The sequence below is a fragment of the Clostridium sp. DSM 17811 genome (assembly GCF_018861905.1).
GTDB lineage: Bacteria > Bacillota > Clostridia > Clostridiales > Clostridiaceae > Clostridium_AD > Clostridium_AD frigoriphilum.
Genome location: NZ_JAHLDU010000026.1, coordinates 1 through 11,758 on the forward strand (window position 1 = coordinate 1; position 11,758 = coordinate 11,758).

The window sequence follows — 11,758 nt, forward strand, 5'->3', positions numbered from 1 at the left end:
TGTACCAGGTGCTGGAGCAGCAGGAGGACTTGGGGCTGGACTTTTGGCATTTTTAAATGGTACTTTGAAAAAAGGTATCGAAATGGTAATTGAATATACTGGACTAGAAGAGAAAGTAAAAGATGCAGATATGGTTTGGACTGGAGAAGGAAGTATAGATTACCAAACTCAATATGGAAAAACTCCTTTTGGTGTTGCAGCAGTTGCTAGTAAGCACAATAAGCCAGTGATTGCATTAGCTGGAAGAGTTGGTGAAGGCATAGATATATTATATGAAAGCGGAATAGATTCAATATTTGGTATCATGCAAGGAGTAACTTCTATAGAGGAAGCTCTAGCGAATGGATCGGAAAACGTTGAAAAGACAGCTGAAAATATAATAAGACTTATGAACGTATTATAGTTGTGTATAGTTTCTTTATTTATCATATTTAAATTATACACCAAAAGTGGATTCTTCGGAATCCACTTTTGTATTTACAGAAAAATTGAAGTATACTTTATGATTAGAAAGTGAATTAATAAGAAGGCATTATTAAAAAACATTTAATGATATTTCAGAAGGGTGTGAGTAAAGTGAGTACTATGAAGTTATCGAAAACTATAGCACAAAGAATTGTTTTGCAAATGATGGATGTTATTCCTTACAATATAAATGTCATGGATGAAAATGGAGTGATTATAGGTAGTGGAGATATTAAACGTATTGGGAATGTTCATGAAGGTGCTAAAAAAGCAATAGATAATCAATTAATAAATGAAGTATATGAAGAAGAAGACGGAGGTATGAAACCAGGGGTAAACGAGCCTATTATTATAGATGGAAATATAATAGGAGTAATAGGAATTACAGGACATCCTGATGAGGTGAGAAGGTTTAGTAAGCTTGTTCGTGTAACTGCCGCTTTATTAATTGAGCAATCTAAACTGGATGAGGAAATTCAGAATAAAAGATTAAATAGGCAGAGGTTTTATCAGGATTTGGCTCACAGAACAACGGAATATGATGAAGACTTTCATGCGAGGGCTAAAAGTTATGGTCTTGACCTTACAAAAAAGTGTCAGGCTATTCTTGTGTATATAAATTCAAATTCAAGTGAATTTAGAATATTATGTAATAAGTACCCTCATTATTATGATATAGATGATAATAAAACAGTATTTTTTACTACAAGTAATTATAAAAATAATACGATATTAAGTTATATTGAAGAGAGCTCAGACATAAATAAAATATGTTTAGGAGGAGAAGAGGATATTGCTTCGGTTTCATTAAAAAATGCAGAACTAGCAATGGAATTTGGTACTAAGATAAAACCATCATCTTTAATATACAATTATGATGATTTAAAGTTCCTTATTCATTTATCTTATGATAATAAAGAATCATTAATTTCTCTATTTTCAAATCTTGATAAATCTGGGAACAAACTAGAACTTGTTAAAACTATACAAGCATATGTTGAACAAAATGGTGATATTAATAAAGTATCTAGTAGCCTTAATATACATAGGAATACCTTAAATTACAGGCTGGAAAGAATAAAACAATTGACAGGAAAAAATCCAAAAATTTTGTTAGAGCTATTTGAATTATTATGTGGAATAATTTGGAGATAATACCTTGCTTTTATGGAATAAAAGTTAGTTATGATGCTAATAATATACTAAAAAAGACATAAATTTATTTATTTTAAAAATTTATTTGACTTATACTGAAATACGAGGTATACTATATCTCGTAGTGCAAATCGCTGAAACGCGAATAGCTAATATGGCTCCTTGGTCAAGAGGTTAAGACGCCACCCTCTCACGGTGGATTCAGGGGTTCAATTCCCCTAGGAGTCACCATTTATTTTTTATTGGGGTGTAGCCAAGCGGTAAGGCACTAGACTCTGACTCTGGCATTCGCAGGTTCGAATCCTGCCACTCTAGCCAAAGATTTAATCAAATTAAGAATAATGATTTTTTAATATGATGAATATAAGTAATCCTAGCATAAATTTATTTTGCTAGGATTATTTTTTTATATATCAAAGTATTGAAAATGATAATTTATCTGGAAATGTTATTTAGAAAAAAGCCAACAACTAGAAAACTTAGGGGTGAAATTTTTGAGTAATAATATTGATATTAATGAAGAGATAATACGAGAAAATACTGATAAAGAGACTTATAAATTTGGGAGAAATTACTATTTAGATGATAAGGTTAAGGATATAGATGTAGAAATAGAAGAGCTGGAAAATTTGGAAGATTATACACGAACTATGATAACTTCAAATGTACAGTCCTCAAATCTTACTTTATATAAAGTAGATGTAAGTTTTGATAATATTAATTTGTTTGTAAACTATAACTGTGATTGCAATAAATATAGTTTTGGTTATTACGGACGCAGAAATATGTGCAAACATGTTGTAGCTACACTATTAAAGTATGTTAATGAGAAAGAACAAATTATTAAAGTTAAGAAAATGGTTAAAACAAATAATTTAATTAAACAAATAACAAATAATATAAATGTGGCTCAAAGAGCAAAAATATATTTAAATATAGATATAAAATACGAGCACGGATCTAGCAGCGAAAATACAAAATCATTTGTGAGCCTAAAGATCGGTGAGGATAAGCAATACGTAGTTAAGAACATAAAAGAATTCTTAATTTGTTATAATAAAAGTTTTGAGCCAATGGAATTTGGTAAGAAATTTACATACAATCCTTGTTTGCACTCTTTTAGGGATGAAGATCTAAATATTATAGAAATTTTTAAAGAAGCAGGTGAACTTCAGTCGTTAGCGGGGGCTGCGAATACATATAAGAGTAACCAGGTAAAGTTTCTGTCGGGTAAAAAAGCTTATTTTACTGATAGTATGATTAAAAGATTATTAAAGTGTTTATATAATAGAGATTTATCTGTTGTTATAAAAGGTGAGACATTTACTAATGTACATATAGAAAAGGAATCTATGCCTTTAGAGTTTAATATAAATAGGGAAGAGAATAAATTTATATTAGAGCAAAAGAATAATATACCTGTTTCGCTAACTAGTGATGGTGAATTCTTTTTTTATGAAGGGAAAGTATATGAGCCACCAGTTACACAAAGGGATACTTATATGCCCTTTTATAATAGATTTAAAGATGAAAAAAATGGTTGTATAGAATTTTATGAAGAAGAGAAAGATGATGTAGCATCATTTGTACTTCCAACATTAAATAAAATAAGTAGTAAAGTTGATATAGATATGTCTCTTAAAAACGAATTTTATGTAAAAGAGCTTAAGGCAATTGTTTATTTTGAAAAAAAATCTGAAAATGTTGAGGCTCTTATAACTTTCAAATATGGAGATATAGAAATAAACCCTTTTAATAGTAAAGAAAACAAATTACAAGAGGGAAGAGCACTTATAAGAGACATGGATAAGGAAATGAGTATCATAAATCAATTTAATGAATTCGGATTTGTTCGCAGGGATAATGGGTTTGAAATGTTAAATGAGGAAAAACTTTTAGAGTTTTTAGTTTCAGGACTCGAAAAACTTCAGCAGATGGCGGATGTTTATTATTCAGAGGAATTTAAAAAAATAAGTGTTCATGGAAATACTGGGTATAAGTCAAATATTAGACTTAATAAAGATAATCTTTTAGAATTTAACTTTAGTATTGAAGGTGTAGATAATATTGAACTTAAAAATATTTTTGCATCACTAAGAGAAAAAAGAAAATATCATAGGCTCAAAAATGGAAGTTTTGTATTACTAGATTCTAATAATTTACTAAAAGTTGCAGAAATGATAGAGTATTTAAATATAAAAGATAAAGATATTTCAAAAAATAAAATTCTGCTTTCTAGATATAATACACTATATATAGAAGAAAAATTAAAACGAGAACAAATGGATTTTGTTGATACAAATAAAAAATTTAAAGAGTTAGTTTATGATTTAAAAAATACAAAGGAATTGAAAGCAACAGTTCCAAGTTCTTTAGATAGTATAATGAGAGATTATCAAAAAACTGGATTTAAATGGTTAAAAACTCTTGCTAAATGTGGATTTGGAGGCATACTCGCAGATGAAATGGGCCTTGGGAAAACACTCCAGGCTATAGCATTTATTTTGTCCGAGGTGGAGGAAAATGATATCAAACAACCAACACTAGTAGTATGCCCGACATCAGTTGTATACAATTGGAAGGATGAAATAGAAAAGTTTGCACCTTCGCTAAATTGTATAGTAATATCTGGGAATATACGTCAGAGGGAAGAACAAAAACAAAATATAAATGACAATGATGTGGTTATAACATCATATGCACTTATAAGGCGAGATCTTGAGGAGTATAAAAAAATTCAATTTAGATATTGTTTCTTAGATGAGGCCCAGTTTATCAAAAATTTTAATTCTCAAAATTCTGCTGCTGTAAAAAGTTTGAATGCTTTAGGAAGATTCGCACTTACAGGAACACCTATTGAAAATTCTCTTACCGAACTTTGGTCAATTTTTGATTTTATAATGCCAGGTTATATGTTGAATCATAGTGCTTTTTCAAAAAAATATGAAGCACCAATTGTGAAAGATGGAAATGCAAATGCATTAAAGGAATTAAATAATCATGTAAAGCCATTTATACTTAGGCGAACAAAGGTTGAGGTTGCAAAAGATTTACCTCCAAAAATCGAACATAGGATTTCAGTGGAAATGACTGAGGAGCAGAAGAAAATCTATTTAGCTTATTTAAAGGATGCTAAAGGAGAATTAGAAGAAGATGTTAGGGAGAAAGGATTTAATAAAAGCAAGTTTAAGGTACTTTCAATATTAACAAGGTTAAGGCAAATATGCTGTGACCCATCTACTTTTATAGAAAATTATAATGGGGGTAGTGGCAAAATGGAAGCTTTAGATGAAATTTTAGATAATGGTTTAGAGGAAGGTCATAGAATATTAATATTTTCTCAATTTACAAGAGTTTTAAAGAATATTGCGAGTAGATTAGAAGCTAAAGATATAAACTATATGTATCTTGATGGTTCAACAAAGTCAGAAAAAAGAGTTAAGATGGTGAAGGATTTTAATGAAGGAGAGTCACAGGTATTCTTAATATCTCTAAAAGCTGGTGGGACTGGGATAAATCTTACAGGTGCAGATATGGTTATACATTTTGATCCTTGGTGGAATCCGGCCGTAGAAGCTCAAGCAACAGATAGAGCTCATAGAATTGGACAGAAAAAAACAGTAGAGGTTATAAAATTAATAGCAAGAGGAACTATAGAAGAAAAAATATTTAAGCTTCAGCAAAAGAAAAAAGAAGTTACAGATAGTGTTATTAATGATGAAACAGGAGCAGAATTGTTTCTATCACAGATGAGTCAAAATGATATTGAAGATTTATTTGTATAAAAAGCAGGCATAGACCTAATTTAGGGTTCTATTGCCTGCTTTTGTGTTATTTATAATTTTACAGTTTGGCCTATATCAATAATTTTTATACTTCCATCATTTATTCTATTTAATGTGTTAACAGTGTCCTCATCCTTATCTTGGGCTAGAATATAGGTTTTATAATGAATGGGTATCATTAATTTAGCTTTTGTCATTTTAAACATTTTAAAGCTTTGCTCTGGAGAACAATGCATCTCTTGAAATTCATCAGGTTTGTAGCAGCCTACAGGCATGATGGCTACATCTGCTACTAAATCTTTATATGCATCAGTGAGAGCAGTATCACCAGCAAAAAAGATCTTTTTAAGGTTACTTTCAATTATATAGGAGTTGCTCTCAGCTTTAGCTCCCCAAGGGTAACGCCTTCCATCGTGATTCGCCTTTAATGCCTTTATTTTTATGTGTCTATCACTATATATTTCAGTGTGGTTTAGAAGCACTATATTTTTAAAACCTAAAATTTTTAAAGGAATGTTTAAATTTTTAGGAGCAATCACTATAGCACTTTTGTTTATTTTCTTAAGAGTTGAATAATTCATATGATCCATATGACCATGAGAAAGAACTATGTAATCAATATTAATGGATGCTAAATTTATAGAGGGTTTAACTAATCTTTTTAGTTCACCAAGATTTAAACTAGTTACAGGATCAGTTACTATAATCTTATCGTTTAAATTAATAACTACAGTAGCATGACCTACCCAATGAATAGAATTTTTTACTATAGGCTCATATAACGGCGTTTTTATAGGTTTAAAGTACAATTTAAAGTTTCTACGATGCAATTTATACATATATTCAACTGTTTTAGATAATCTAACAAAGCTCATTTTATACCTCTTAGTTTGTGTGTTTATTTTATAGTAAATGATTATATTTTTATTTGAAATTTAATTTGTTTGATTTTATTATAGCATAACGTGTATAGACTTTAAATTATAAAAAAGTGATACTAAATAGTATTAAGTTTGCAGATGTTCTGACGCAACTAATTAATTTTTGGTTATAATATTTATTGTAATGAAATGTATGAATTATTAGAAGATTCTGATGCAATAATAATTTGTACAGATCCACCATTAATAGGAGAAAAGGCGAATTTTTCTGTACAAATCATTGCTATTTTAATTGTAGAATTTCTCTATCATCTTTTAGTTTATTTAAATGTAGAGGGTTCATAATCAAAGCTTACATTGGTGTTTATTTCCATGCCATCATTATTTGTAGTAGTAGTTTCTTTGAACATTTCAGCTTGTTTAGAGTTTTCGTCAAATTCTTCATATTGATTAGATTCTTCCTTAATAGTGTAATTTTGTTCGGTCTTTTTTCCCCATGTAACTTTAATTGTAAAATCACCATAATGTCTATTGCTATCAAGGTTGAATTGATAATTCAACTCTTCATCATCTGGTATGTTAACAAGATGTCCATCTATCTTGAGCTTGTCTTTGAATAATCTTATAATTTCATCTTTTAAGAAAAAGTAAAACTTCTCTTTATTTCCAGTATATTTTTCATTGTAATCCATGAATAACGCCACCTTTCACTATAATAGTATTCTGATTTAATCATAAAGGTGATAATAATTAGACATATTTAAAGAAAAAAGATAAATAATTTTATAATGCTTAAGAGTATGCTATATTAATATTATGAGGTTTACATACTAGATTCAAAATAGTAAATGATAAATATATAGGCAATTTGCATGTATAAAATAATTTTATGAGGAAGGTGTTTTTATGAAAATTTATTCATGGAATGTAAATGGTATAAGAGCCATAAAGAATAAAGGATTTATTGAATGGATCGAGGGTGAGCAACCAGATGTTTTATGTTTACAAGAAACAAAAATTCAAGAGGATCAAATAAGTGATGAGCTTAAAAATATAGAAGGGTATTATTCATATTTTTGTTGTGCGCAGAAGAAAGGTTATAGTGGGGTAGCTATATACACTAAGCAAAAACCAATATCTGTTATGCGAGGGATTGGAATAGAAAAATTTGATAGTGAAGGACGAATATTAATAGCTGAATTTGAAAACTTCACACTTTTTAATATATATTTTCCTAATGGTCAAAAGGATGAGGATAGATTAAATTATAAAATGGAATTTTATGATAAATTATTGGCTTACTGTGAAAAGTTAAGAAAAAATGGAAAAAAACTAATTATTTGTGGAGATTATAATACCGCTCATAATGTTATTGATCTTAAAAATCCAAAGGCAAATGAAAAATATTCAGGTTTCTTACCTATAGAGCGGGCGTGGATGGATAAATTTATATCTCATGGTTATGTTGATACTTTTAGATATCTTCATGCAGAAGAAGTAAAATATTCTTGGTGGAGTTACAGATTTAAGGCTAGGGAAAAAAATGCAGGGTGGCGTCTTGACTACTTTTTTATAACAAAGGACTTATTAAGCGAGCTGAAGGAAGCATCTATTTTAAATGAGGTTATAGGGTCGGATCATTGCCCTGTGAGCATTATTTTATAGTAATATTTAAAATTACTTATTTAAACTAGTTCAGTGTATAATGATATTGTATTTAGTTAATTTATAATTTTTGAACTAGTTTTCAAAAAGTGAAAGGAAGTTTTAGTTATGAACAATGAGAATAATTTATATCCTGTGAAATTTAAGAAAAGATATGGGTACATAAATAGGGAAGGTAATGTAATTATAGAAAATAAATTTAATTATGCTCAGGAGTTTGAAGGGGACTTAGCGATAGTGGGTATAGATAACAAGTATGGTTTTATAAATAAGGCTGGAGAGTTTGTAATTGAGCCTAAGTATGATGAAGTTATGCCATTTAATGAAGGGCTTGCGGCAATAAAAGTAGGCCATAAAAACGGGTATATTAATTTAAACGGAAAACTTATAGTTGAACCTAAATATGAGGAAGCTAATTTCTTTATTGAAGGAAGAGCGGCAGTAAAGAGTGGGTATATGTGGGGATACATAGATAGTGAAGGTACGGAAATAGTGCCACCAAAATATTTAGATGCTAACGATTATAGTGAGGGATTAGCAGCAGTTCAAATAGGTGGTAAAATAGCATATATAGATAAGGATGGCAAAGTTATAATAGATGCAATTTATGATTATGCTAATGAATTTTACAGTGGTATAGCATCAGTTTGTTCTAAGGGAAAGTATGGGTATATAAACAAAAGCGGAGAAATAATTATACCGCTACGATATAATGTTTGCGATCAGTTCAATGAAGGATTGGCAGCAGTTGAGATAAGAGAAAAATACGGATACATAGATAACACAGGAGATATTATTATAAAACCGAAATTTGAGTGGGCGGGTAAATTTTATGAAGGTATAGCTGTAATTTGTGAAAATGAAAAATATGGTTGTATTGATAAAAGTGGTAATATTACAATACCAACAAATTTTGAAGATATAGATATTATAAGTGAGGGTTTAATCGCTGCTCAAATAGGAGATTTGTGGGGTTATATAGATTGTTTAGGTGAAATAATTATAGAACCAATTTTTGAAGAAGCCTATGAATTTACTGAGGGAATTGCAAGGGTTGAAATAGGTAAAAGGATTGGATATATCAATAAATCGGGAGAATACATTTGGGAATTACAAGCTTAGATTTTAGATTAATTGGTTGCCTCAAAATGGAAAGTGATTTCTATTTTGAGGCATTTTTGTCCGAATATAAAAGTGAATTTTTAGGATACGCTTTTTATATATATTTTCAATAAGAAAATTATTAACTTAATCTAAATTCTCATGAACGGTTAGAGGGTTTGCATTTAAGAAATCTATAAATACTTTTGAAACAGTGGATAAACAACAATTTTTTCTCCAAACGAGAGCAATTTTTATAGGAATAGTATTACATAATGGAATTTTTGTTATTTTATCATTATCTTCAACAATTTCTTTTAATAAAAAAGATATACCAACCCCGTTTGTAATAAGTCCTTTGACGGTTTCTAAGTGGTTGGACGATAAAATAATATTAGGCTGAACATTTTTTTCTCTAAAACGATCTAATACCTTCTCTCTTATGTAGAAGCCTTCTTTTAGTAGGATAATAGGTTCGCTTTTAATATCTTCAAATGTAATAGTTGACTTTTTTCTTAACGGATGTTCTTTTTTTAAGCAAACTAAGAGTTCGCTATCTAAAATAGGCAAGGAAGCTAGTAGATCATTACCTGGGTCACCTATAATAAGACCTAAATCCAAGTCTCCATTTTCTATCATTTGTCTTGTTTCAATAGATCCATATTCTATAATATTTAGTTTGATATTTGGATACAATTGTTTAAATTTAATAAAAACTATAGGAAATATAAAGGTACCGATCATTGGAGGGATGCCTATTGTAAGTATACCCTTTTTAAGATCCTCGTAATCCTTCATTTCCGTAGTGGCATTGTCTACTAGTTTTAAAATCTCATCTACTCTCTTTAAAAAAACTTTTCCTTCAACTGTTGGAAAAAGTTGCTTTTTAGATCTGTCAAAGAGTACACAGGACAGCTCTTTTTCTAAATTCTTAATGGAATTGGTAATGGATGGTTGGGTTACGTAAAGCTTTTTTGCAGCTTGTGTAATACTATTTAATTGACAAACCATCTGGAAATATTGTAACTGTCTTAATTCCATAACGCAGCCTCCTAATTATAGATTTAAACTATGAAACCATAGTTGATTAATGTTTCTAAATTATAATGAAAAACGTTATAATTTTAACAAAAATTAAATTAAATTATACAATATATAAAAATATAAAAAAATACTTATTTGTTGATAAATGTAGATATACCAATAAAATTAAGAAAAGAAATACTTTGTTATAGTAAATTTATAAGATGTTTCTTTATGATAGGCAAATACTATTATATCATAGTTTAATGGTATTTTAAATTTAGAATAAGACATGTTATAATTTTAACAAGAAGTTAAGTGAAACTTCATCATTTTTAAGAGATAAACGTTAACAGATAATATAAACATTTTTTATTAACTAGTATTAAAACATTAATAAATTGAAGGGAGGTGCAAATCTAGACTTATACATTTGTTTAAAAGTCTAGATGAAAAATATGAAGTATAGTTATTATCCAGGTTGTACGTTAAAGACGAAAGCTCAGAAATTAGAAAAGTATGCACTAGATTCTGCAAAAGTCTTGGGGTTTGAGCTAGAAGAGCAAAAAGAGTGGCAATGTTGTGGTGCGGTATATCCAATGGCCACTGATGAAATAGCTACTAAATTATCAGCTGTGCGGAGCCTAGCAGCAGCAAGGGATAAAGGTGAAAAGCTAGTCACTTTATGTGCAGCATGTCATCATGTGATTAAAAGAGTAAATGAAGATATGAAAAGCAAAGAGGATATAAAATCCAAGGTTAACAATTATTTAGACTTGCCAAAAGAATACGAGGGTGAGACACAAGTTCTTCACTATCTAGAAGTGCTTAGAGATGAAATAGGATTTGATGAACTGGCTAAAAAAGTTACGAATCCTCTTACTAATCGTAAAATTGGTGCATATTATGGTTGTTTGCTCCTTCGTCCAAGTAGTACCATGAATTTTGATGATCCAGAAAATCCTTCTATTATAGAAGATTTTATAACGGCAATAGGAGCTATTCCAGTTATATATCCATATAGAACGGAGTGTTGTGGAGGGTACCTTTGTTTAGAACAGAAGGATCTTGTAAACAAAATGACAGATAATATAATACAATCCGCTGTAAAAAATGGTGCAGAAGAAATTGTTACTGCATGCCCCCTTTGTAAGTATAACCTAGAAATTAGTAATGATGGGGCAAAAGATAAACTATCTATTACCTATTTCACAGAACTTTTAGCAGAAGCTTTAGGTGTTAAATAAGATAGGAGGAGATAGTGTAATGAAAAGAGTGAAAATATATTCAGGCAAAAGATCAAAAGAGTTAGAGCAAATTCTTCAAATTAGTGGGCAGAGGATACAAGATTGCATCCAGTGTGGAAAATGTTCAGCAAGTTGTCCTGCAAGTGAAGGTATGGATATTCTACCTCATCAGGTCATAAGATTACTTCAGACAGGAGAACTAGACAAGGTTATAGAGAGTAAAACGATTTGGTCTTGTGCTTCATGTTTTACATGTTCTGAACGTTGTCCTAGGGATATAGATATTGCAAACGTTTTAGAGGCAGTGAGACTTATAGTTATTAGGCGTTCAGGAGAAAATAGAATAAAAGCTGAAGACGTTATTAAAAAAATAGATAATAAAATGCCCCAACAGGCAATAGTAAGTGCATTTAGAAAATACAATAAATAATTTTTA

At 29.7% G+C, this 11,758-nt stretch carries 11 protein-coding genes and 2 tRNA genes; 10 read left to right on the plus strand and 3 right to left on the minus strand.

The window, feature by feature from the left end; genetic code table 11:
* From KPL44_RS20535 to KPL44_RS20555, 5 genes are all read left to right on the plus strand, one after another.
* The coding region (locus tag KPL44_RS20535; RefSeq protein WP_216254101.1) for a glycerate kinase at positions 1-403 on the plus strand (403 nt) is incomplete at its 5' end.
* Between the two features lie 182 nt (positions 404-585).
* Entirely contained in the window at positions 586-1,620 is a 1,035-nt protein-coding gene (locus tag KPL44_RS20540) for a CdaR family transcriptional regulator (RefSeq protein WP_216254201.1), read from the plus strand.
* A 156-nt stretch (positions 1,621-1,776) separates the two neighbouring features.
* Positions 1,777-1,851, plus strand: a tRNA-Glu gene (locus tag KPL44_RS20545).
* Between the two features lie 12 nt (positions 1,852-1,863).
* A tRNA-Gln gene (locus tag KPL44_RS20550) sits at positions 1,864-1,938 on the plus strand.
* Between the two features lie 176 nt (positions 1,939-2,114).
* Positions 2,115-5,405 (plus strand): SNF2 helicase associated domain-containing protein, encoded by a 3,291-nt coding sequence (locus tag KPL44_RS20555; RefSeq protein ID WP_253201876.1) that lies wholly within the window; start codon positions 2,115-2,117, stop codon positions 5,403-5,405.
* Between the two features lie 50 nt (positions 5,406-5,455).
* On the opposite strand, the gene KPL44_RS20560 is transcribed toward KPL44_RS20555, so the two are convergent.
* On the minus strand, positions 5,456-6,280 hold the full coding sequence (locus tag KPL44_RS20560; RefSeq protein WP_216254104.1) for an MBL fold metallo-hydrolase: 825 nt from the start codon (positions 6,278-6,280) through the stop codon (positions 5,456-5,458).
* Between the two features lie 195 nt (positions 6,281-6,475).
* On the opposite strand from KPL44_RS20560, the gene KPL44_RS20565 reads away from it, so the two are divergent.
* On the plus strand, positions 6,476-6,631 hold the full coding sequence (locus tag KPL44_RS20565) for a hypothetical protein (RefSeq protein WP_216254107.1): 156 nt from the start codon (positions 6,476-6,478) through the stop codon (positions 6,629-6,631).
* Here the strand turns inward: KPL44_RS20565 and KPL44_RS20570 are convergent.
* Entirely contained in the window at positions 6,607-6,978 is a 372-nt protein-coding gene (locus KPL44_RS20570; protein WP_216254112.1) for a hypothetical protein, read from the minus strand. The genes KPL44_RS20565 and KPL44_RS20570 overlap by 25 nt on opposite strands.
* Positions 6,979-7,192: 214 nt before the next feature.
* Between KPL44_RS20570 and KPL44_RS20575 the strand changes: the two genes are divergently transcribed.
* On the plus strand, positions 7,193-7,951 hold the full coding sequence (locus KPL44_RS20575; RefSeq protein WP_216254116.1) for an exodeoxyribonuclease III: 759 nt from the start codon (positions 7,193-7,195) through the stop codon (positions 7,949-7,951).
* A 108-nt stretch (positions 7,952-8,059) separates the two neighbouring features.
* Complete coding sequence (locus KPL44_RS20580; RefSeq protein ID WP_216254118.1) at positions 8,060-9,073, plus strand: WG repeat-containing protein; 1,014 nt, start codon at positions 8,060-8,062, stop codon at positions 9,071-9,073.
* A gap of 126 nt (positions 9,074-9,199) precedes the next feature.
* Here KPL44_RS20580 and KPL44_RS20585 read toward each other — a convergent pair whose 3' ends face one another.
* Positions 9,200-10,093 (minus strand): LysR family transcriptional regulator, encoded by an 894-nt coding sequence (locus KPL44_RS20585; protein WP_216254120.1) that lies wholly within the window; start codon positions 10,091-10,093, stop codon positions 9,200-9,202.
* A 431-nt stretch (positions 10,094-10,524) separates the two neighbouring features.
* Between KPL44_RS20585 and KPL44_RS20590 the strand changes: the two genes are divergently transcribed.
* Both KPL44_RS20590 and KPL44_RS20595 read left to right on the plus strand, forming a co-directional pair.
* Positions 10,525-11,322 carry a CoB--CoM heterodisulfide reductase iron-sulfur subunit B family protein gene (locus KPL44_RS20590; protein ID WP_367302962.1) on the plus strand — a complete coding sequence of 266 codons (798 nt, stop codon included), beginning with the start codon at positions 10,525-10,527 and terminating at the stop codon, positions 11,320-11,322.
* 19 nt (positions 11,323-11,341) lie between these two features.
* The gene (locus tag KPL44_RS20595) at positions 11,342-11,752 is read left to right on the plus strand and encodes a 4Fe-4S dicluster domain-containing protein (protein ID WP_216254123.1); all 411 of its coding nucleotides are present in this window, start codon (positions 11,342-11,344) and stop codon (positions 11,750-11,752) included.
* Positions 11,753-11,758: the final 6 nt, after the last annotated feature.

What these genes read in the sequence shown, in the direction of transcription:
- KPL44_RS20540 (WP_216254201.1), top strand. Translation starts at nt 586, where the DNA reads ATGAAGTTATCGAAAACTATAGCACAAAGAATTGTTTTGCAAATGATG.
- KPL44_RS20575 (WP_216254116.1), top strand. Translation starts at nt 7,193, where the DNA reads ATGAAAATTTATTCATGGAATGTAAATGGTATAAGAGCCATAAAGAAT.
- KPL44_RS20580 (WP_216254118.1), top strand. Translation starts at nt 8,060, where the DNA reads ATGAACAATGAGAATAATTTATATCCTGTGAAATTTAAGAAAAGATAT.
- KPL44_RS20565 (WP_216254107.1), top strand. Translation starts at nt 6,476, where the DNA reads ATGTATGAATTATTAGAAGATTCTGATGCAATAATAATTTGTACAGAT.
- KPL44_RS20585 (WP_216254120.1), bottom strand. Translation starts at nt 10,093, where the DNA reads ATGGAATTAAGACAGTTACAATATTTCCAGATGGTTTGTCAATTAAAT.
- KPL44_RS20560 (WP_216254104.1), bottom strand. Translation starts at nt 6,280, where the DNA reads ATGAGCTTTGTTAGATTATCTAAAACAGTTGAATATATGTATAAATTG.
- KPL44_RS20590 (WP_367302962.1), top strand. Translation starts at nt 10,525, where the DNA reads ATGAAAAATATGAAGTATAGTTATTATCCAGGTTGTACGTTAAAGACG.
- KPL44_RS20595 (WP_216254123.1), top strand. Translation starts at nt 11,342, where the DNA reads ATGAAAAGAGTGAAAATATATTCAGGCAAAAGATCAAAAGAGTTAGAG.
- KPL44_RS20570 (WP_216254112.1), bottom strand. Translation starts at nt 6,978, where the DNA reads ATGGATTACAATGAAAAATATACTGGAAATAAAGAGAAGTTTTACTTT.